Origin of the sequence: Leifsonia sp. NPDC058248 (assembly GCF_042881905.1) — a bacterium.
GTDB lineage: Bacteria > Actinomycetota > Actinomycetes > Actinomycetales > Microbacteriaceae > Leifsonia.
In genome coordinates this window covers 1-22367 of the sequence record NZ_JBHVXB010000005.1, presented here as the reverse complement: position 1 = coordinate 22367, position 22367 = coordinate 1, and the positions used below count along the sequence as shown (strand labels likewise).

15 protein-coding genes and 1 tRNA gene are annotated in these 22367 nt (G+C 66.5%); 2 read left to right on the top strand and 14 right to left on the bottom strand.

Features of this window, described 5'->3' with window-relative positions; translation table 11 throughout:
- Positions 1-175: 175 nt before the first annotated feature.
- Positions 176-1036 (top strand): helix-turn-helix domain-containing protein, encoded by an 861-nt coding sequence (locus tag ACFVV5_RS09420; RefSeq protein WP_387242435.1) that lies wholly within the window; start codon positions 176-178, stop codon positions 1034-1036.
- Positions 1037-1051: 15 nt separating this feature from the next.
- Here ACFVV5_RS09420 and ACFVV5_RS09415 read toward each other — a convergent pair whose 3' ends face one another.
- The 6 genes from ACFVV5_RS09415 to ACFVV5_RS09390 all read right to left on the bottom strand — a co-directional run bounded on the left by ACFVV5_RS09415 (position 1052) and on the right by ACFVV5_RS09390 (position 8769).
- Positions 1052-1915 carry a hypothetical protein gene (locus ACFVV5_RS09415; RefSeq protein WP_387242431.1) on the bottom strand — a complete coding sequence of 288 codons (864 nt, stop codon included), beginning with the start codon at positions 1913-1915 and terminating at the stop codon, positions 1052-1054.
- A 56-nt stretch (positions 1916-1971) separates the two neighbouring features.
- Positions 1972-2760, bottom strand: a complete 789-nt coding sequence (locus tag ACFVV5_RS09410) for a carbohydrate ABC transporter permease (protein WP_387242428.1) — start codon at positions 2758-2760, stop codon at positions 1972-1974.
- A 103-nt stretch (positions 2761-2863) separates the two neighbouring features.
- A complete protein-coding gene (locus tag ACFVV5_RS09405) occupies positions 2864-3814 on the bottom strand; it encodes a carbohydrate ABC transporter permease (RefSeq protein ID WP_387242425.1) in 951 nt (316 codons plus the stop codon).
- Positions 3814-5082, bottom strand: a complete 1269-nt coding sequence (locus tag ACFVV5_RS09400) for an ABC transporter substrate-binding protein (protein WP_387242422.1) — start codon at positions 5080-5082, stop codon at positions 3814-3816. The genes ACFVV5_RS09405 and ACFVV5_RS09400 overlap by 1 nt, the downstream gene beginning before the upstream one ends.
- Before the next feature lie 25 nt (positions 5083-5107).
- A complete protein-coding gene (locus tag ACFVV5_RS09395) occupies positions 5108-7618 on the bottom strand; it encodes a glycoside hydrolase family 97 catalytic domain-containing protein (RefSeq protein WP_387242419.1) in 2511 nt (836 codons plus the stop codon).
- A gap of 668 nt (positions 7619-8286) precedes the next feature.
- A complete protein-coding gene (locus ACFVV5_RS09390) occupies positions 8287-8769 on the bottom strand; it encodes a MarR family winged helix-turn-helix transcriptional regulator (protein WP_387242416.1) in 483 nt (160 codons plus the stop codon).
- Between the two features lie 146 nt (positions 8770-8915).
- Between ACFVV5_RS09390 and ACFVV5_RS09385 the strand changes: the two genes are divergently transcribed.
- Entirely contained in the window at positions 8916-9908 is a 993-nt protein-coding gene (locus tag ACFVV5_RS09385) for a zinc-binding alcohol dehydrogenase family protein (RefSeq protein ID WP_387242413.1), read from the top strand.
- Positions 9909-10625: 717 nt separating this feature from the next.
- On the opposite strand, the gene ACFVV5_RS09380 is transcribed toward ACFVV5_RS09385, so the two are convergent.
- The 8 genes from ACFVV5_RS09380 to ACFVV5_RS09345 form a co-directional block, all read right to left on the bottom strand.
- Positions 10626-10699: transfer RNA gene (locus ACFVV5_RS09380), tRNA-Pro, on the bottom strand.
- A 98-nt stretch (positions 10700-10797) separates the two neighbouring features.
- Entirely contained in the window at positions 10798-12726 is a 1929-nt protein-coding gene (locus ACFVV5_RS09375; RefSeq protein WP_387242410.1) for a cellulase family glycosylhydrolase, read from the bottom strand.
- A gap of 48 nt (positions 12727-12774) precedes the next feature.
- Positions 12775-13614, bottom strand: a complete 840-nt coding sequence (locus ACFVV5_RS09370; RefSeq protein WP_387242407.1) for a carbohydrate ABC transporter permease — start codon at positions 13612-13614, stop codon at positions 12775-12777.
- Entirely contained in the window at positions 13607-14599 is a 993-nt protein-coding gene (locus ACFVV5_RS09365; RefSeq protein WP_387242405.1) for a carbohydrate ABC transporter permease, read from the bottom strand. The genes ACFVV5_RS09370 and ACFVV5_RS09365 overlap by 8 nt, the downstream gene beginning before the upstream one ends.
- Positions 14600-14698: 99 nt before the next feature.
- Positions 14699-16003, bottom strand: a complete 1305-nt coding sequence (locus ACFVV5_RS09360) for an ABC transporter substrate-binding protein (RefSeq protein ID WP_387242402.1) — start codon at positions 16001-16003, stop codon at positions 14699-14701.
- 183 nt (positions 16004-16186) lie between these two features.
- Positions 16187-17200, bottom strand: coding sequence for a LacI family DNA-binding transcriptional regulator (locus ACFVV5_RS09355; protein ID WP_387242399.1), 1014 nt, complete (start codon positions 17198-17200; stop codon positions 16187-16189).
- 331 nt (positions 17201-17531) lie between these two features.
- A complete protein-coding gene (locus tag ACFVV5_RS09350; RefSeq protein ID WP_387242396.1) occupies positions 17532-19157 on the bottom strand; it encodes a chitinase in 1626 nt (541 codons plus the stop codon).
- Positions 19157-21445: a glycosyltransferase family 2 protein gene (locus ACFVV5_RS09345; protein ID WP_387242393.1), complete on the bottom strand. Its 2289-nt coding sequence runs from the start codon at positions 21443-21445 to the stop codon at positions 19157-19159. Before ACFVV5_RS09345 ends, ACFVV5_RS09350 begins: the two co-directional genes overlap by 1 nt.
- Positions 21446-22367: the final 922 nt, after the last annotated feature.

Genomic DNA, 22367 nt, shown 5'->3' with positions numbered 1-22367 from the left:
GTGTCTTCGAACTTTCGAAGGTTCCGAAGTGCTCCTGAGCGTACGAACGGCGGCATCCGGTGGGAATGCTGCTTTCGTAGCGACGGCTGGACGTTCCGACTCGCTTCGAGTTCAGCGCCGCGGAGCTCGTAGAGCCCCTGGACATTACGACGATCACGCCCCCAGAATGGTCGCCATGCCGATCCAAGAGGGATTCCGCGACCAGCGCCTGGTCGTCGTGCCGCGTCCCGCCGTGGCGGAGGCCCTACGGCGGCCGGTGACGCGACGCCTTCTCGTCACCGACGTCGGGTACTATCCCGAAGCGCGCGACCACCAGATGAACCGACCGCGCGGCACGGACGAGACGATCGTCATGATCTGCGCGTCAGGCACGGGGTGGGCGAGGATCGGCGAAGACATGCATCGCATCGGGGCGCAGCAGGCTCTCGTGATCCCGCGCGGGACATCGCACTCCTACGGTGCTGATGCAGCGCATCCCTGGACGATCTGGTGGGCGCATGTCACCGGGACTGATGTCTCCGACCTGGTCGAGGGGATGGAAGTCTCTGTCGGCAGACCGACGCTGCCAATCCGCTCGATCGAGCGCGCGGTCGCGCTGCTCGACGAGATCGTGTCGAACCTGGAACGCGACCAGACGCCTCCGCGGATGATGGCAGCGTCCGGCTCGGCCTGGAAACTACTGACCCAGCTCGCCGTCGACCGACTGCTTCCCGGGCCGGAGGACCCGCTACAGCGGGCGATGACTTACCTGAGCGAACGCCTCGACGGCTCGATCAGGGTGCCGGAACTCGCGCGCCTGGTCGGCATCTCGCCGACCCACCTAACGGCGCTATTCCGGCGCGCGACCGGAGGCGGCGTGCTCGCACACCACACGTCGCTCCGCATGGCGCGCGCCCGACAACTGCTCGACACCACCGACGCCACCATTTCGGAGGTCGCGCAGGAGATCGGCTACGACGATCCGTTCTACTTCTCCCGGCACTTCCGCCGATATCACGGAATGAGCCCGTCCAGCTTCCGCAATCGCGACGCCTGAAGGGCGGGTCGCTACTCACTCAACAAACCGCAGCCCCCAGGCCACCCGCCAGGTCTCGTCCGGCTGCAACCAGTGGATGCCCTCCCCCGTGCGCAAGGCGTTTGGCGGCGCCGTCATCGGCTCGACGGCGACAGCGAGCCGATGACCCTCTGCCGACGGGAAGTCCGGTGCCAGGTAGAGCTGCGTCCAGCGATAGTCCGGATCCGCGCTCAACTCGACGCGCTCCCCGCCGGGGGCGCTGAGCGTGTGCACGACACGACCGGTCGCCGCCTCGCGCTCGAAGGTCGCGTGCGCGGGCACCGACGTCACCGGGGTTGGGCCGCGCAGGTCCCACTCCGTTCCGGTGACGTCGAAGCGTTCGCGCGGGATGTGCCTGGCATCCAGCCGGTATGCGTGCGACGCATCCAGGGTTAGCGTCAGCACCTCGGTGGGCGCGTCCCCCACCCGCAGGTATGGATGCGCGCCCAGCGCCACCGGCGCCGGCGCTGGCCCGACATTGGTAACCGCCGTCGTCACGTTGATCCCGGCGTCGTGCAGCCGGTAGGTCACTCCCACGTCGAGGTCGAACGGATACCCGGCCGGGCGGCGGATCGCGGCGGTGAGCTCTACCGCATCCGCCCGGCTATGCCGCACGTCGAACCGGCTGCCCGCGAGCAGCCCGTGGTTGGCGTTGCCGAGCTCCGGCTCACTCACCTCGAGCTCGTGCCGGTGCTCGCCTTGCCACCAGACGGCCCCGTCGACCCGATTTGGCCACGGCGCGAGCATCGCCCCGGACATCCCGGGAAGCCCCGGCGCCAAGTCGGTGGGTTCGACGAGATCCCTCCCCCCGACAGTGAGCCTCCGCAGCGACGCCGCGAGAGGCGAGATGACAGCCTCCACCCGCCTTGTCCTGTCCGCGATTCGGACCAGCGGCGCCGCTTCCAGTGCGCCGGAGCTCATCCTTTCAGGCCGCTGCTGGCGATCCCGGCGAAGAACTGCCGTTGCAGCACGATGAAGACGATAACGAGCGGAAGCGTGCAGACGAGCGCTCCGGCCATCAGAGCCGGGTAGTTCGTGCCGAACTGTCCCTGCATGCTCGCAAGGCCGACGGGCAGCGGCCGGTTGTCGCCGGCCGGAGTGACGATAAGCGGCCAGAGCAGGTCGTTCCAGGAGTACAGCGAGGTCAGCACGGCGAGCGCCGCGAGCATGGGACGCGCCATTGGAAGCATCACGCTCCAGAACACTCGCAGCGTGCCAGCACCGTCGAGCCGTGCGGCCTCTTCGTAGTCCTTCGGCATGGTCACGAACGCCTGCCGCATCAGGAACGTCCCGAACGCGCTGAAGATGCCGGGGATAGCGAGCGCCGGCACTGTGTTCAGCAACCCGAGATTCTTCATGATGTCGAACTGGCCGAGAAGGAATAGCTGGCTTGGAACCATGAGCATCAGGAGGAACAGTGCAAAGAGGACGTTACGGCCGGGGAAGCGAAGGCGGGCGAACGCGTAGCCCGCGAGCGCCGCGACCAGCACCTGGCCTGCCACACGCAGGATGAGGGAGACGGCCGAGACGCCGAACTGCACCCAGAAGGGGACGGAGGCGAAGAACGTCTCGAACCCGGCCAGGGTCGGCGCGGCAGGGAAGAGTGTCGGCGGCAGCGAAGAAACCTCGTTCGACGTTTTGAACGCCGTGAGGATCTGCCAGACGAACGGCACGATCATCAACACGGCGGCGACGATGAGGACCACGTGGATACGCCACTGGCCTCTGCTAGCCGCCGACCGACCGCGTGGCCTACCTGACGTGACCCGCGTGAGCGCTCGGCGCCCCAGCGTGCCTGTTTCCGTCGCCTCAGTCATAGGTCACCCACCTCTTCTGCAGCCGGAATTGAACGACGGTTGCGATCATGATGATGATCAGCAGAACGATCGCGATCGCGGCGCCGTAGCCCTGCTTGAACTGCACAAACGCTGCCTCATAGAACAGGTAGACGATGGTCTTCGAACCATCGATTGCCGTGTTGTTCACGCCGCCGAGCATCACGAAGACGAGGTCGAACATCTGCAGCGCCGAGATTGTGGTCAGGACGGTCACGAAAAACACGCTTGGGCTGAGCAGCGGCAGCGTGATCGAGAAGAACTGTCGGATGCGGCCGGCCCCGTCGAGCGCCGACGCCTCGTAAAGGTCGGGCGGGATGCTCTGCAGCCCGGCCCCGAGAATGATCAGATTGATGCCGAGGCCCATCCAGATGCCTACGACGGCGAACGCATATATGGTGAACCGCGCATCCGCCACCCAGTACTCGCCGGGAATGCCGACAAGAGAGAGCAGGTAGTTGAGGATCCCGAAGTCGCCGTTCAGGATGAACCGCCACACCATCCCGACCGCCACCGGCAGCGTCACAACCGGGAGGAAGAACAGCACGCGGTAGAGCGTGCGTCCCTTGGCTGCTTGCTCGATGAGGGCGGCAAGCACTATGGCGATAGGCACGCCGATCAGGACGAGCACCGTGTACAGCGCGGAGTTGCCGAGTGCGCGCCAAAAGTCCTCGTCGCTCAGCAGTTTGGTGTAGTTGTCGATGCCGGTGAACGTGCCGGCGCCGAACACGGGCACGTTCATGAAGCTCTTCACCAAGGTGGAGAGGAAGGGCCACAGATACAGCGCAGCCAGGCCGATCAGGGCGGGGGCGATCATCGCGATCGCCCACCAGTCGATTCGATTTCTGCGATGCCGGCGCGATGAGGGCGGGGTGGGGCCGGGGCGACTGTCCTGCCGCCCCGGCCGGGTGAGGGTGGTGGTCATTACTTCTCGGCCAACACCTTGTCGATCGCGTCCGCGTACTGCTTGGTCGCGTCGGCGACACTGGTGGTGCCGTCCCAGGCGCCCGTGAGGTACTTGGTCTGGTCGCCCTGCCACTCAGCAGCGTTGCCTTGAACGGGCAGCGGCACCGAGTACTTCTTCGCATCGATGAAGATCTGCAAGTTCTTGAAGTCGGGCATCGCGGCCATCCACTTCTTCTCTCCGCCTTCGTAGGCGGGGAGAACAGCACCGGTTTTGGCCTGGATGTCGGCCGCCTCCTTGCCGCTGGCGAAGAGCAGGAACTTCTTCACCGCGTCCGGGTGCTTGGTGTTGGCGTAGCCGACGTTCTCGATGCCGCTGGTCACGGTCGCTTGCGTCACTCCGGTCGGCATCGGCGCGATGTCGACGTTCGGTGCGATGTCCTTGTTGTTGTACAGCTGAAGAGCCCAGTAGGCGCCGGACATGTACATTCCGATCTTGCCCTGCTCGAACAGCGTCTCGGCCTCCGTGTCAGACAACTGCTTCAACGTCGGCGATGACTTGTCCGCCTGCAGGTCGGTCCAGAACTTGATACCGGCCTGCGCCTCTGGGGAGTCGATCTCGGCGTTCTTGCCGTCCTTGGAGATCACCTGGCCGCCTGCCTGGAGAATCGTGTTGTAGTAACCGCCCTGGTAGTCGATCGGCGCGGCGACGCCCCACACTCCCGCGGCGGGGTCGGTCAGCTTCTTGGCGGTCTCACGGAAGTCGTCCCACGTCCAGTCGGATTTCGGATAAGCGACGCCCGCTTTGTCGAAGATCGCCCTGTTGAACCAGACAGCGTTCGTGTCAACGTCTTTCGGAAGCCCGTAGACCTTGCCATCGCCCTGATCGTAGAGGTCGAGGACGGCCTTCGGGTACTTATTCAGGTCGACTTTCTCCGCCTTGATCTCGCCGGAGATGTCGAGGAGCTGGCCGCCGGACGCGTACGGACGGATGTTCTGCGCGAGCATCCAGAACGCATCCGGCGCTGTGCCGCCTGCCGCTCCGGTCTGCAGGGTCGACCAGTACTCGGGCCAGGGGCGCTCCTCCACCCTGACGGTGATGTTCGGGTTCTCTTTGGTGAACGCGGCGGCGATCTCCTTCATCGCCGGCGTCTGGGTTCCTGCCCAGACGCCGTAGGTGATCGTGACCTTCTCGTTGGAGTCCGCGCTGTTCGGCGTGCCGCCTGAACAGGCGGACAGCAGAGCGGCGACGGCGACGATCGCGGGTGCGACGAGCCATTTCTTGTGCATGGGTTTTCCTTTCTGAGCCCGATCGTCAGTGATCGGCGTTGTGTGATTGCGTCGGGTGGTGCGAGGTGAGGACGGTGGAGGCCCAGTCGACGTGTGCTGTGTCGTCGGAGCGTGGTTCGGTGCGGAGGACGAGCTTGCTTCCGCCACTCAGGTCGAGGTCGAACGGAGTGGCGGGCTGCCCGGAGACCAAGTTGAAGCGAGCGAGCTCGTGCCCGTCGACCTCGACGATTGCGACGGCCGCGGTGCCGGGCGTCTCGTCATCGATGCCCACCACTCCGAGCATCCGCTCGGCCCGTGCGCCCAGATGAATGCTCAGCTCGGAGGGCGAGGAGACGCCTAGTCCCGTGGCATGGTCGTCGCCGGCAATAGACATGCGCTGCCCGTCGCGTGGATTGCCTCCACCGTTGCTTTGGTCCCGCTCGACGGGCCCGCTCTCGTTGGTGAACGACAGCATCGGTAGCGACGACAGCGGCGCGGTGCCAGCCAGGGGTTGGATGACGCGGAGGTGGGAGACGAGAGGGACGCCGCGGCGACCGGTGCGCTCGACCGCGACGATGCCGAGTTCACCCGGTGTGAGTCGGTCGGGAGCTTGGACCGCCCAGCGTCCGTCGGCTTGCTGCGCGGCACGCCAGCGGGGCGGGAGACGCAGAGAGTCCCCCGGCTCGACGTCGAGCACGACACGACCGTGTGCATCGAGCTCGATGACGGCGTCGTCGGTGTTCGGTGTCTCCTCTGGTGTGACGGGTCCTGCGCGGAAAAGCTCGGTCCCTTCCCGCGCGATGACGGCGGCGAAACCGCCGTTCTCAGCAACGGGTATTGTGAGCGAGCCTTCGGCGACGACGCGGGAGTCGACGAGGCCGCGGCCAGCTCCGCCCGGGGCGTCGGTGACCGTCCAGACGTCGAAACGCCCGTCGCCTAGCCGGCCCAGCGGCACCTTTATCGCGCGGGCGCCGCCCGTCGCGATCCCGCCGACGAACCAACGGTCGCCCGAGCGACGCGCGATCACAGCTTCAGTGTCCGGCGTTCCTGAGAGGAGGCGCGTCTCGTCCCAGCTTGGCGCGAGCTCGGCGAGGAAGCGGGCAGCTAGTGGCCGCGCAAGGTAGGTGTCGACGCTGTCGGCGAAGTGTGTGATGCCGCACTCGTACGCGACGCTGAGCCCGAGTTCATGACCGTCGCTGGTGCTGCGGCCCGGCGCGCCGAACGCCACAGGCGTATAGTCCATCGCCCCGACGATGTTCCTCGTGAACGGCTGGATGACGTTGTGCTCGGCGGTCAGCGGGGTGTCGTTGTAGAAAACGTAGTACTCGGACCCACGGATTGCCTCATACCCGATCACCTGCGGCCAGGTGCGCGCCCAGCCCCGTGGGATGACGGAACCGTGAAAGTTCACCATGAGCCCCAGTCGGGCAGTCTCCTGCAGGATGCTGTCGTACCAGCGGTACCGATCCTTCGACTCCGACTCCATGAAGTCGACCTTGATCCCCGCGACGCCCCACGACCGCCAGAGCGCCAGCCGCTCCAGCTTCTCCGGTCCGTCGAGGTCGTGCCAGACCGCCCAGAGGTGCACTTGGATGCCGAACCGGCTCGCGTACGAGACGATTTCCGGGACCCAGGTCTCCTCCCAGCCGCAATCGATCAGCAGGTGCTCCCAGCCCAGGCGGGCCGCAGCATCCACGAAGTGCTTCTGCCGTTCCAACTGCGCGCCGGAGTAGAAGTCGGACCACCACGACCACGCCGCGCGGCCCGGGCGCACCCAACTGGGGTCCCCGACCGACGGATGCTGCGGCGGCGCGAGCTCGTCGACCAGCCGGCTCTCGACCACGTCGGCGAGCGTCCCGAGGATGAAGACACGCCACGGGGTGACGGCGCCGCGCGCGATCTCTGCTGTCGAGTCGGCCGCCTGAAAGGTGAGCGTGCCAGCGCCGGCGTCGAGCGACGCGTGCGATCCGCTGAACCGGCCGTCGATGCCCGCCTCCGTCACCAGGACGTACCCATCGTCCGCGCTCCGAAGCAGCACGGGAAAGCCGTATGCCCCTGACGACAGGAGGGAAACATCCTGCCCGAACCGTGGGGTCTCATACCAGGTCTGGTATGCGAGCATCCACGCCCGGTCGAAGTCGTCGAGCTCTATCGCTGTCGCCTCCGCGTCGCGAGTGCTGAGACCCTGCAGGTCGGGCACGACGTAGCGGAGCGCGAGCCCGTCCTCGGCCAGCCGCACGACGAGCTGCCACTCGAGCCCCGAGGCGGATGCGAAGGTCGCGGTCAGTTCCTCATGGCGCCGCTGCGACCGGATGGTCGACTTGCCCGAAACGGGTGTGAGCTCTTCGACGATCGTGCGAATGGAGGAGCGCACGAAGACGCTGTCCTGGGCGAGGGGGGTCCCGCCGACCGTCACGCCGAGTCGAAGCCGGAGCCGGACGGTGTCGTCCCCGTGTACATTGCCCAGAGCGAGCCGGAGCCCCGTCGGCGTCGGCTCGATCGTCGCCGCGCGTCCATTGGTCGTCAAGCGGGTGATGGGCAGAGTATCAGTGACCACAGTGTCTCCGATTTCGGGAAATAGAGTCGGTTTCGTGCCCGACACTACGATGCGGAAACACGCCACCGCTATGACGGTTCGCAGTCGTGCCCTGGACGTTTCGACAGTCCTGAGACGTTCGACATGATCGCCACGCCGCCCAACATGAGGGCAGGTCACCAACTGGCACGCTCCACAGACTGGATGAACTGCTGAAACTGCTCTCACTCTTTCGCCGCGTCAGCCCCGACGCACGACGGTCGACGATGACGCATCGTCGCGAGGCAGACTCTGCCACAGATCAGTTCGCGCACCGGAGGAGTCAGACATGGGGTCCAGCAGCCTTGGCCTGCACAGGCGGAGGCGCATGACGCGGTGGATCTTGAGCTGGTCACCGTCTCGGCGAGATCCAGATGCGACCCGTATCCGACCATGCCTTGTTTGGCGGTTTATACCCTTTGTTCTCTTTAGGTCCTTAGACCGCGTCGACGTCGCGGCCGGTGAGTCAATTACGCGACGGTGACTTCGAACGACTTTGTAGCGACAACCGCGCCAGCCACGGCAAGGGCGGCGGACTGGCTGCCCGGCCGTCTCGGGTTCATGCCGGACACGATTCGCCGCAGCCCGCCGACGGTTGACCATAACCTGGTAAGGATCCATACCGACGCCGCGCACGACTCGTACCGTCTTTAGGATTCAGTAATGACGGCCGACAGGTTCTTTTCGAGAGCGATCAAACCCGTCATGAGGCGCTCCTGATCCTCCTCAGTCATGTCCCGAACCGTCAACGATTCCAACTCGGTCCACACATTCTCGAGTCCCTGCCGGATGAGCTGGCTGGCCGCCGTCGCTGCGACAAGCGTTGCCCGCCCATCGGTCGGATCCGAGCGACGCTCTACGAGCCCTGCGTTCTCAAGGCGCTGCACGGTCCGGGTCATCGCGGCTGAGTCCGTAGCAAAGATGGAGGCCAACACAGATTGCCGCTGCGCGCCCGAGTCCCACAAGTGCATCAGCAGCAGCTCCTGGCCAGGGTGAAGCCCAAGTCTCTTCAGCAGCTGGCGGGCGACCATCATGTGCATTCGGGTGACTTGGATGAGCGCGTTACTGATCGGCGCGCCCTCGGCCGCTGTTGACGACCGAGCTCGTTCCCACTGCTTCTGATCGATACCCATCAGACAACGCTAGTAGATAAACACCTGCGCCGAACAGCGTCGGAGGGGCTGGAATACGCTGTAACTATCTCAGGTTACCTGTCTCGAACAGTTAATGTTCCAACGCAAATGACAAGAAGGGCACCTTTGCAATGCGAGCAATTCAGATGACCGAGCAGGGCGAACCCGAGGTACTCAAGGAGGTGCAGCTGCCCGATCCGACACCGGGCCCGGGAGAAGTGCTGATCCGAGTCAAAGCAGCAGCCGTCAATTTCTCCGACGTCATGCGGCGACGCGGCGACGTCTACCCCGTACCGACCTCCCTGCCTTTCGTACCAGGGGCTGAGGTTGCGGGAACAGTTGTCGCTGTCGGAGACGGGGTCGAGAGCCCGGTCGTGGGAACAGACGTCTTCGGAACTGTCGGCTCCGACACTTCGGGTGGCTATGCGGAACTCGCGGTCGCTTCCGCGTACAACGTCATTCCCGTTCCCGGCGGCCTCAACCTCGCTACCGCATCGGGCGTCATCGTCTCGGGGCTGGCGGCAACGGTAATCCTTGCCGACCTCGCCAAGCTTCGAGAAGGCGAAACCGTGTTCATCCCGGCGGCCGCGGGTGGCGTCGGCAGCTATGCCGTGCAGATCGCGAAGCAGCTCGGCGCAGGAACCATCATCGCGGGCGCCAGCACCTCCGAGAAGCGGGACATCGCCCTGCAGCTCGGAGCCGATCACGTCGTCGACTACACCACCGCGACGTGGATGGACGACGTTCGAGCCATCACCAACGGGCGCGGCGTTGACGTCGCCCTGGAAATGAGCGGGCCCATCCGGCTCGGCGAGACACTCAGCGTCCTCGCCCCCTTCGGCCGGATTGTTGTCTACGGCTCGGTCAGCGGCTCAGTCAACGGCCTCGACACCAAGGCACTCGAGCAGTTGCTGTACGATCCCGCGCCGAGCCAGTCCTTGATCGGATTCAACCTCGGTACGTGGTTTGCGGAGCGCCCCGGGCAGACAGTCGCGGCTCTTCAGCGGCTTGTTGGTTGGGTGTCCTCCGGTGAAGTGAGCGCGCCGAGCGTACAGGTGCTTCCCCTCTCGGAGGCTGCTCGTGCGCACCGCCTTCTCGAGTCTGGCCGGACCACCGGAAAACTTGTGCTTCAGCCCTAGACCACGGGTTCCCGTCTCGGCAGTCGTCGGGACGGGAACCGCATTCAAACGTCGGGCGCGGTGAGGGTGCTCGGGCTTCACTCGAGAAGAGTCCGTGGCCGACCCACACGCTCATCGCATCGCTCGAAGCGATCTACCTCTCGAGCGTTCGTCATGATCGGCCAGTCCCCGCCAGGCCTCATTCCAGCAGGCGAAGGCAGACCACGACTTCATCGCGCAGGAGAAACTGCTCGAAGAGAACACGGAGCTCACGCGAACGATCCACAAGCTGACGCGCGATTTGCTCGAACGGGTGCCCGGAACCGCCACCACACGCAATCGCTTGACCTCGCTTGACGAGATGCACGATGCCGTTACTCCGTGGCGGATCAGGCCAGAGAAAAGAAGGCCGCAAAGAAAGTCGCCAACGAATACATCGGCAAAACCGGGGTATACGCGGTACGTACCGCAAAGGTAATCACCCGGTGGGAAGACGAATGGGCGGCACTCGTCCGCTCAGAGACGGACACCCCACAGTAGGAAAACAACGGTTCCAGGCGCGCTGTTCTACGTCGGGCTGCGCCCCACACGCTCCCCCGAACGCCGCCTCACGCTTCGCGTTCATCGACGCCCGGGGCCCCTCGCGGCGGGGACCCCAATAGTCAGCAGCGAGTAACGCAAAAATGATGAGGGAGAAGCCGCTTCGCGGGGCTTCTCCCTCATCATTTTTGCGTTACGTCGGGCTGACAGGATTTGAACCTGCGACCCCTTGACCCCCAGTCAAGTGCGCTACCAAGCTGCGCCACAGCCCGAAGTTGCTTCCAGAGTGGAGTCCGAAAGCAACTTGACCATACTAGCGTGTCCGGGCGAGAGCTCGCGCCACAGCCGGCGCACCACCAGCCCGCCCGCCCTACTCGTAGACGAGCTCGCGCACTTCGACGCCGTAGGCGTCGAGCGAGACGGACGACGCGGCGTCCCCGCCCAGCGTCCGCAACGATCCGGCGACCACCGGCGTGACGGTCGCGGGCTCCGGATGCTGCGAGACGAAGAAGACGAAGCGGCGGCCGTCGACGTGCACGAGGGTGTCGGTGAAGACGAGGGGGTCGTCGAGGACGACGTCGCGCTCGACGTCGGCGACGACGGCGAGGGCGTCGTAGAGGCGCCAGGTCTCCTCGGGGTTGACGCGCGGCAGGGCGGAGGCGAAGTACTCGAACGGGTAGGTGGAGAGCACGGCGCGGCCGGAGCCGTGCTGCTGCGAGACGAGGACGGGGCGGTCGTGGGCGTCGACGGCGATGACGGTGCCGGTGGTGACGGTCACGGGCATGTACGAGCGCGAATGCTCGTTCCCGGCGACGGTGAACCGCAGCTCGGCGCCGACATCGAGCGAACCGAACGGCTCGACGAACCGCACGACGACCTCGTCGTCGAGCACCGGCGAGACGAGGCCGTAGGCGGACTCGCGCTGCACGCCGAAGAGTTCCTCGGTGTACGACCACCACGGACCGCGCTGCACGCCGACGTCGCCGACGCAGTAGGAGGCGTAGACGGTGGCGCCGGATGAGGCGAGCGAGCGCAGCTGCAACCAGGTCGGCCCGCACAGCTGCTTGACCGAGGGCAGCAGGTACAGTCCGTAGCCGGCCGGGATGCCGCCGTCTTCCGCCTCGCGCACGACGGCCACGGGCACGTGCGCTTCGTGCGCGGCGACGTACGCCTGCTCCCCCGCCGCGACGATCAGGGCGCGCTCTGCTTCCTGGGTGAAGGGGTAGTCGGCGGCGAGGTGCGACGGAACGACGAGCGCTGCATCCACCGGCGCCCGCGTCACGGAGGCGACGTCGACGGCCGCGAGGTCCGAGGCGAACCGCGCCAGCTCGAGCAGCGGAGGCTTCGGCGCCCCGGTCGAGTCGGTGATGCCGAAATGCATCTCGAAAGGATGGTGCGAGTACGGCCGCTGCGCGACGAGGTCGTCGTAGTCGGTGTTGTTCCAGGCGATCCACCCGGTGGCGCCGGCGAGCAGCGTGTTGTAGAGCAGCTGCCGGTAGTAGGAGGCGGCTCCCGACGGCGACACGAAGTCGCTGGTCACGCCGAACTCCTCCATGATGACGGGTAGCCCGACCATGCCGCACAGCTCGGCCACGTACGCGGCCTTCAGGTGCTGCCGGATCTGGTCGCTCTCCATCCGGTACACGTGCGGCCCGACGAAGTCGGTGAAGGCGGCGAGGTCGACCGACGAGAAGCCGTTGTCGTGCCCGGTGGTCTCGATCCCCCAGGCGCCGTCGCCGACGGACACGGGCTGCGTCCCGCCACCGGCACGAACGGCATCCACCAGCAGCGAAGCCCACGCGGCCACCAGCGGTCGCGGCGCCTCTCCCCCATAGATCGGCACCTCATTGGTGAGCAGCCAGCCAGCCACCGCCGGATGCTCCGCGAAGCGCGCCGTCAGCTCCCGCACGTACCAGGCCTGCCGCCCGACGAACCAGACGTCGCTGTACAGGTCGCGCCCGTCCCGCCACGCCGGGTCCCAGTTCTCCCCCGACATGTGGCCGACGAGGAAGGTCGGCACCGTCGTCATCCCGACCTCGCTGTGAGCATCCAGGAAGTCCTGGAAGTTCTCGACGCACTGCTCGTCGATCGTGTCGGGCGTGGGGTGGAAGTCGGGCCAGTAGAAGAACGAGCGCGTCATGTTCAGGCCGTGGTCGGCGAGGACCTGCAGCTCCTGGCGCACGATCGTGGGGTCGTAGCGCGTCCACATGAGCGGTCCGCCGCTTCGCGACCAGAAGTTGGCGCCCAGCCAGATGGCCGGGGCTCCCTCGACGGCGAGCAGGGGGGAATGGCGTTCCATGATGCCTTTCGAACAGAACGGGAGAAGGTCGGACGGGAAGAGCGCGTACTACTTCACGGCACCCGCCGTCAGTCCGGCGACGAACGACCGCTGCAGCAGCAGGAACGCCACGACGACCGGGATGCTCACCACGAGCGATGCCGCCATGATCTGGTTCCAGTACACATTGGTCTGGGTCGAATACAGCTGCAGACCGACGGCGAGGGTCCTGTTCTCGTCCGTCGTCATCACGGATGCGAACAGCACCTCACCCCAGCTGGTCATGAAGGAGTAGATGGCCACGGCGATCAGGCCCGGCTTGGCGGCGGGCAGCACGACGTGCCACAGGGCGCCCATCGGGCCGCTGCCATCCACCATCGCCGCTTCGTCGAGGTCGCGCGGGATGCCGTCGAAGTACCCGGCGAGCATCCAGATCGAGAACGGCAGGGCGAAGGTCAGGTAGGTGATGACCAGGCCGAACCGCGTGCCGACCAGCTGGATGCCCACCGCCTGGTTGATGTTCACGAAGATCAGGAACAGCGGCAGCAGGAACAGCACGCCCGGGAACATCTGGGTCGACAGGACCGTCGTGCTGAACACCGTGCGGCCGCGGAACCGGTAGCGCGAGATGGCGTACGCGGCGAAGACCGCGATGATCAGCGAGACGATGGTGGCGGAGCCGGCGACGATCAGCGAGTTGACGAAGTACGACGCGAGCGGCACGGTCGACCACATGTCGATGTACGGCTGGAAGGTGATGTGCTCGGGCCACCAGGTGAAGGCTCCCTGAACATCCGGAAGCGACTTCACCGACGACGTGATCATCACGTAGACCGGCACGGCGGTGAAGATCGTCAGGATGAACAGAACGACCCAGCGGAACGTCTTGGACGAGGCAGTTTCACGCACGACGCGACCTCCGGTTGATGACCAGCAGGTAGATGCCGGTGACGATGAGCAGGAAGATCAGCAGCAGCACGCTCATCGCGGCGCCGGAGCCGAAGTTCCAGGTGAGGAAGGAGGCGTTGTAGATGTGGAACGAGATGAGGTCGCCGGCCGCGGGCTGGGCGTTGCCGAACAGCACGAACGGTGTGTTGAAGTCGTTGAACGTCCATAAGAACATCACCAGCAGCAGCACCGTATTGACCGGGCGCAGCATCGGCAGCGTAATCGCATGCCAGGTGCGGAACGGCTTGGCTCCGTCGACCGCCGAGGCCTCATAGACCTCCTCGGGGATGCTCTGGAGTCCGGCCATCAGCATGAGGAAGGCGAACGGCCAGAGACGCCAGATCGCGACGATGACGATCGACCAGAAGGCGTTGCCGCCGATCAGCCAGAACGGCTTGTCGCCGGGCAGCCCCAGGTTGTCGTAGAGGAAGTGGTTGACCGCTCCCGTGTCCTTCTGCAGCATGAACTTCCACGCGATGATGCCCGCGTACATCGGCAGCGCGTACGGCACGAGGAACAGGGTGCGGAAGAAGCCGCGGCCGGCGAACTTGCGTTGCAGCGCGACGCCCGCGGACATCCCGATCCCCCAGGAGATGCCGACCACGAGGATCGTGAAGCCGACGGTCACCGTGAACGACTGCAGGAGTCCGGCGCCGATGGAGCTGTTGAAGTCGAGGGCGACAGCGTAGTTCTTGAAACCGACGAAGGGGGCCTCGCTCCAGTTGGCGATGTAGAACTTCGTCAGCTGGAGAAAGCTGATCCAGATGCCGGTGAGCATCGGGATGACGTGGATGAAGATCTCGAAGATGATCGCCGGGGCCAGCAGCACCAGCGGAATCCACCACCCCTTCTTGCGCTTGCGCTTCTGGGGAGGGGTGGTTGTCACCGCGAGTTCGGTGGCGGCCGGGGCGCTGAGGGAGCCTCCGGCAGATGTCGTCGTCGACATGTGGATCCTAAACCTCGGGGATTGTCTGGTGGTGCCGGAGCGGCTCGCGGGCGGGTGTCGCGTCGTGAGCCGCTCCGACCGGCGGATGCGCTGGCTACGCTATCCGATCGACTGCTTCACCTGGTCTTGCGCCGTCTGCAGCGCGGCCTTGATGTCGCTGTCGCTGACCGTCCCTCCCGTGGCGATCTTGGCGAACATGTCGTTCATCGCCTTGCCGACGGTGTTCTCGAACTGGTCTTCGGCCGGAACCAGCGGAAGCGGCTTGGACATGGTGTTGTAGATCTTCTGGAAGGTCGCAGCCTCTTCAGCGTTGTCGGTGAAGTTGGCCTTCGCCCCGTTGAGCACCGGAAGGGAGGCGTACGGCTTGCCCAGCGTGGTCTGGGTGGACTCGCTGGTCATGTACTTGACGAACTGCAGCGCCGCATCCTTGTTCTTGGTGTTCTTCATGATCGACAGGTTGATGCCGGCGACGTGGCTGGCGACAGCCGCGCCTCCCTCGGGAGACGGGAACGGAACCACACCGTAGGCGTCGGACTTCATGCCGTTGGCGGCGATCGACGAGTCGGCGTTGTTCTGGTTGAGGATCATCGCGACCTTGCCCTTGGCGAAGTCGTTGACCGCCTGCACGCCGTTGTCGTACTGCGCGTTGCCTGTGCTGACGACCTTGTCGGCCTGCATCAGGTCGAGGTAGCGCTTGATGCCGGACACGACGCCGTCGGACGTGAACGTCGGGTTGCCCTTCGAGTCGAAGAGCTCTGCGTTGTTCTGTGCGGCGTTGATGAACGCGAAGTGCGCGTTCTCGGTGTAGCTGCCGGCCGCCAGAGCGAAGGCGAACTTGCCGCCGGTCGTGAGCTTCTTGGCGACGGTGACGAGCTCTTCCCAGGTCGTGGGCGGCTGGACTCCTGCTGCGGTGAACATCGCCTTGTTGTAGTAGAGGCCGTAAGCCAGACCGTAGAGCGGAACGCTCGTCTTGGTCTTGCCGGGCGCGCCACCCGTGTCGAGAGCCGTCTTGACGAACTTGTCCGCGCCTCCGATGGCCTTCATGTTCGCGTCGTCGAACGGCAGGAACGCGCCGGTCGCCTGCAGCGATGCGGCCCAGGTGTTTCCGATGTTGAGGACGTCCGGACCCTGCCCGCTGGTGACGGCGGTCTGGATGCGCGTCTGGAGGTCGTTCCACCCGATCACCTCGAGCTTGACCTTGATGCCGGTCTGCTTGGTGAAGTCGTCGAGCACCGGGGTGAGGACCTGCTTGTCGTTGTCGAGGCTGGTCCCCTGGTTGCTGGCCCAGTAGGTGATCGTCGATCCGCTGGCGTTCCCGGTGGATCCTCCGGAACCGCTGCACCCTGCTGCGACGAGGCCGATCGCGGCGGCGATGGCACCCGCGAGAATGGCGCGTTTTCTCATAGTGACTCCCTTGTCTCTTGGTCGGTGGCGCAGAACACCACGCGTCGATGCTAACTGAACCGGTTCAGTTGTCAAGGTGATTTCCTACAACGATATCGAGACGATAACTATTCGGTCTAGGTCCGCATGGGGGTCAGCCGCCCCTCCTCCGGCATTTTCGCCGGGCGGGCCTCGGCCAGGCGGCTAGCGGCGCACCGGGACCGGGATGCTCGTGCTGCGCACGACCAGTTCGCTCGCACGCGCACGCGTGTGCTCCGGCGGCAGCCCCCGCAGGTTGTCGAGCAGCAGCTGGGTGCTACGCCGGCCCTGCTCCTCCGGAAACCGCGCCAGCGCCGTGATCGGCCGGGCGCCGAGCCGGCAGAGCAGCGAGTCGTCCCAGCTGGCGAGGGCGACGTCGTCGCGCCCGAGCCGGTCGAGCGCCGTCGAGGCGCCCAAGGCGAGCAGGTCGTTCGACGTGATCACCGCGGTGAGCTCCGGATGCTCGCGCAGCTGCGCGGAGACGATCCGCTCCCCCGCCTCCGAGCTGTAATCGGATTCGACGAACATCGGCCGCATGCCGTGTGTCAGCGCGCACGCCTCGATCGAGGCCCGGCGGTCGTGCTCGTGCTCGAAGTCGAGCGGGCCGGTCACGTGCAGCAGGTCGCGGTGGCCGAGCGAGGCCAGATGCTCGACGAGCAGGGTGGCGTCACCCCGCACGTTGTAGACGAGCACTCGCCCCGGAGCGATCTGCGGCCGGGCGCCGTGCAGCACGAACGCGAGCCCGAGCTTGTCGAGCAGCGCCGGCCGCGGATCGTCGAGGGCGATGTCGAACAGCAGCACGCCATCCACCCGTCCTTCCGCGCTCCAGCGGCGGTAGGTGTCGAGGTCCTGCCCGGGTTTCGTGCCGACCATCCGCAGCAGCAGGGCCTGGTCGGTCTCAGCAAGCGCGCTCTCGACGCCGGCGAGCAGGCTCATGTAGAAGGGCTCGGTGCCCAGCAGGCTCGGGTCGCGGCGGAGGACGATGCCGATCGCATCCGTCCGCGACCGCGACAGCGCGCGAGCGCTCGAACTGGGATGCCAGCCGAGCTCGTCGGCGAGTTCGAGCACGCGTCGGCGGGTCTCGTCGCTCACTCCCGGCTGACCGTTGAGGGCGTACGAGACCGAGGCTTTCGACAGCTGCAGCTGGGCGGCCAGCCCGGCGATGGTCACGCGGTTCACGTCTGGCGCACTCCTTCCCGCTTTCTAACAGTATCCACAGCGCGCCGCGCCGCGTATCAACCACGCATACGGCGCGTGCCGCACCGCGTATCGGCCGCGGGTCGGCGCGCACTGCGCCAAGCGTGCCGGCGGGGCTCCGTGTGCACTACCCGAACGCGCACATCGCCCCGCCGACACGGCGTGCGCCCGTGTACCGCCGGCGCACAATGCAGCCGTCGATCGCGGGGCGCGACGCCCTGAACTCCACCCCGCAGCGGAGTCCGGGTGGAACGGCGACGGGATGCGCGGCGCACCGGGGGGCGCACGCTGCGGCATCCCGCCGCCGGGTCTCTCACTGGGTGGTGGGGGCACCACCCAGCAGCTTGTCGATCTCGTCCTGGGTCAGCGGGTTCCACGGCGACGAGTCCGGGTTGGCGGAGGCGGCCTCGGGGCTGTCGCCCTGCGTCCACCATTTGGCTTCGAACGGCACGCCGTCGAAGAGCACGCGGGTGCCCTTCTCGTACGGCGCCGTTCCGTTCCATGCCGGGTAGGTCCCGGCCGGCACGGTCGGCTGCGGGATGGGCGTCTCGCCCGGCAGCACGGGGCCGACGAGCTGCCACGGGGTCTCCCACGCGTTCAGCACCGGGTTGTCCGGGACATCGCTCTTGGTCCACCATTTCGCCACGTACACGTTGTGGTGCCAGACGACCTTCGTGCCTTTGAGGTACGAGTTCGCCGCATCCCAGACCGCGTACGGCGAGTGGGCGGGATCGTCTTTCACGCTGTCCGTGGAGGCGGGCTCGGCCGTGGTCACGGCCGACTCGCCGAGCGAGATGTGCCCGTCGAAGCCCTTGGCCAGCACCGAAGCGAAGGTGGTCTTGCCCTGGCTCACACCGCTGCAGGAGTCGGAGACGACCGAGGTGTCCACGTAGTTCGACCCGCAGGTCTTGTCCCGGTTCGCCGACCACATGGACATGCGGCCGACACCTTTGGACGTGGCCCAGGCGTTGAAGGCCTTGGCGTCGGCGAGCGAGAACACCTCGGCCTCTTCGTCGTTCTGACCGATCATCGGGGTGGCGCCGATCTTGGCCCACAGGCTCGGATCGCTCAGGTGGGTCTTGTTCAGCTGGTAGAGCACGCCCAGCTGGTGCTGAGCAGCGGACACGGCCTGTTCCGCGGTGACCGCCATCGACTTCTTGGCGTCCTTCGTGGCGCCGAAGTCCATCGTCATCACGTTGACGCCGGCGATGTCGACCTTGGCTTTGAGCATGGCGTCGATCGCATCGGTCGCGTCGGAGATCAGGCCGCTCGGGGCGACCGGCAGGGTGAGCCAGACGGCCAGGCCCTTGCCTGCGTCGCGGCGTTCGTGCTGCAAAGCGGCGATGGCGGATGCCCGGCGGGTGTTCGCAGCAGGGTCGGAGAGTCCGCTGCCCTCGAGGTCGAGGTCGATGGTTCCCACGTCGTAGCGGTCGACCACGGACGCGTATGCCGCCTTGAGAGACGACTCGTCCGTGCATCCGACCGCCAGTTCGTCGTTGCGCTGGCCGCCGAACGACACCGCGACGGTGCCGCCCTGCTGCTGCAACCGCGCGATGCGCCGGTCGAGGTCGAGCGAGCCGCGGGCCTCGTCGAGCGTGTACGCGGTGCCCCAGGTGGGCGTGCAGGGGTTCGACGTCGACGAGACGACGAACGACAGCACGGCATCCTGGGTCTTGGTGGCGCCGAGATTCTCGAAGGCGAACCGCGGGGTGGCGGTGACGTCGACGTAGGAGGCGAACCACGGCTTCACGTCGACGGAGGCTTTCGCGCTCCACCACTGGAAGCCGACCACGCCACCGCCGATCACGACCACAGCCACCAGGAAGGCGCTGATCACGCGCAGCGGAGAGAGGCGACGGCCGCCTTCCCCGTTGCCGCCGGACGGCGCCTGGGCGTCACGAGTCTGGGGAGCCGAGGACTCCCGCTTGCGGCGCGACATCAGGCGGCCTGCTTCTCGGCGAACGCGGAACGGTGGACGGCGTCGGCGTGCGGCAGGTCGCCGCCCGCGTGGCCGTGGTACAGCACCGAACGCCAGTCGATCGTGTCGGCGGCGGGCTGCGGGGCTTCGGCGGCGCGCTTGCGGGTCTTCTCCACGTAGAGCGGCCGGGTCAGGCCGAGCCATACGTCGACGATCGCGTTGCCGACACCGATGTACGAGACGATCGCCCAGACGGCGAGGCTCGCGTTGAAGGCGGCGAACGCGGCGTTGCCCCAGTTCTGAGCGTTGATGTCGCGCCACAGCGTGAACACCGAGAACGCGACGATCAGGAACGGCGTGACCACGTAGAGCAGCGGCGAGGCGGTGCGGTTCTTGACCTTCGGGGTGCGCACGAACGGGATCTTCTTGCCGGTCAGCGACTGCTGGATCGACTTGAGGACACCCGCCAGGTTCACCGGGAGCAGGATCAGGTTGAAGCCGTAGATCCGGAACACGTCGCTCGCCTTGTAGCCGGCGTGGCGCAGGTCGCTGGCCATCGCGATGAAGTACGGGAGGGCGGCGAGCAGCACGACCGGGCTGAGCAGGCGGCCGTCGTACGGGTACGCCAGCAGGAAGATCAGGCCGAAGCTCGCCCACGCGATCGACGCCATGTAGTTGACGCGGAGCAGCAGCTCGGTGCGCGAGACCAGCTCGCCGCGGCGCTTGCGCTCACGGACCTGGCGCCAGAGCTTCGGCAGGATGAGCAGCCCGCCGTTGGCCCAGCGGCGGCGCTGAACGATCAGCGAGCCGAAGTCGGGCGGGGTGGCCGAGTAGCTGAGACGCTCCGGGTAGTTCACGAGGGTCCAGCCGTGGGTGCCGAGGTCGACGCTCGACTCGGTGTCCTCGATGACGGTGCGGTCCTGGATGTACCGGCGCACCTCGAAGCCGCCGACGAACTCGGTCTCGACGATGTCTTCGAGCGCGCGCTTGCGGATCACCGCGTTCGCACCCACCCAGAAGGTGGCGCCGTAGTAGCTCATCCCCTGGTGCAGGATGTGCTGGATGTCGGTGGTCGCTCCGGCGAGGCGCTCGATGCGGGTGCCGGCGCCGCGGAACGACGAGTACGGCGTTTGCGTCACGGCGACGCGGGCGTTGTCGGGCTGCTGCAGGAAGTAGGTCAGGCGCAGGCAGTACTCGCGGAGCAGGATCGAGTCGGCGTCGAGCGTCAGCAGGAAGTCGCTGTCGGGGATCACGATGTCGCCGGGGCGGCGCGAGCTGACCGGGGTGAGGATCGGGCCGTCCGGCGTCTCCTCGACGCGGTATTCGCCGCCCATCAGGCCGATGTAGGCGTTCAGGTTCATCGCCTTGTTCGATTCGTGCGAGAGGGATGCCCACTGCTTGCGTTCGAACACAGCGAGGTCGGCGTCGAACGTCCAGGCCAGCCGGCGGTAGAGCTGTGCGACCCGCTCGGACGACAGGGATGCCCCGTCGGCGACGGCGGCCTCGACCGCTTCGCCGATGAGGGCGAGCTCGTCGGCCAGCGCGCGCAGCACCTGGTCGGCGAAGAACAGGTCGACGTGGTCGCCGACGCTGTGCGCGTCGGCCTGTCCGTGCAGCCATGCGGCGGCCCAGGAGTATTCCGAGGCGAGCTCGAGCGCGGTGTGCGGGGCGACGAAGGTCTCGTCACTGGTCAGCTCGTAGCGCAGCAGATCGTCGGTGAACCGAGTGCGCGGCTCGGCGAGCAGCGCGGTGATGTCGTCCGCCAGCGCGCGGGTGGCGTTCAGCCGCTCGGCGACGGCGGGGTCGGTCGGGTCGGGGTTGTCGTCGAGCAGCAGCACGACCCGCATGGACGGGTACTCCTGCAGGGCGGCGGAGAGGAGGGTCATCCGGACCACGTCGGGCTCCTCCGCGTAGGAGGGAACGAGCACGGTGATCGACGGCTGGTTGGAGGCGAAGTGGCGGTCGAGCTCGGCGCGGGGAACGCGCACGTGCTTCTTGAACCGCTGCAGCGCCCCCTGGCGGGCGACGAGGTACATCAGCGCGGAGAACGTCAGGAACGTGACCACCACGAGGTAGCCGACGGCTTCCATCGTGAAGCGGAAGTTCTGGGTTCCGCTGTCGAGGAACTGACGGATGATCGTCGTCACGAGGTAGATCACCCAGAACAGCACGGTGAGCACGATGGCGACACGGCTGAACGTGATCTTGCGATCGGAGGGTTTCGGATGAACGGTGGGCAGCGGTTCGGTGCGCTTTTCGGCGCCGAGCTGTCGTTTTCGGGCAGGGGTGTATGAACTTGTAGAACTCATGATCGGGTATGTGTCCTCGTTTGAAGAGCCCGCGCTTTCGGGTCGCGCGGTCGGGTAGCTCTCTCTATGTCCACAATAGTGAGGACAGACCGGGGTACAAACCCCCCTTTCTGGGCGATCGTGTCGCGCCGGCTCCGACGCCGTTTTGCGCTATGCATCCGGCCTGTCGCTGCGAAAATCGCCGCGAAACCGAGCCTGAGCAGCACTTTCCGCCCGACTCCGCTTCGGATTCCGCGGCTCCGCAGGCGCCCGCCCCGGATGCACGTCCCGGATGCCCCGCCCGGATGCCCGCGCCCATTTCCGGATGCACGTCCCGGATGCCCGCACGCATGTTCGCTCCTCCGGAGATGTCGCGCCGTACGGCTCGCGTCCTCCGGAGTTGCTCGCGTTTCGGCGGCCCGCACCTGTCTCCTCCGGAGTAACGCGCACCTCCCGTCCGGGCATCCGGAACCCGGCCGGCAGCGCGCAACCGCTGCGCGGACGATCGGCTACTCCGGAGAATCCCCCCGACACTCCGCGCGAATCACCGTAACTCCGGGGAAAAGCGCGGCGCGGCCTCGGAAGCTCCGGAGTTGCCAGCGGGTCACTCCCCACCGGCCAAAGCCCCCTCCCCACCGGCCAAAGCCCCCTCCCCACCGGCCGCAGCCCACTCCCCACCGGCGAGGCCACTCCTGAATTCAGGAGTCTCCGGCCGCACGCGACCGCCGGCTCCTGAATTCAGGCGCCCACGGCCATCCGAGCTCGAAGACTCCTGAATTCAGGAGGCTGGCCGCGTCGCGACCGCGCACGCAGCCTGCATCCGGCGCACGCGGCCAGCATCCGGCCGCGCGGGGCGCCATTCGTGCGAAATGTGGGGGTGAAACGGGGGGTTTAAGCACATTGTGCGAGTAAAGTTGTGGGGCGGGTAGCGGCGGCGCGCCCG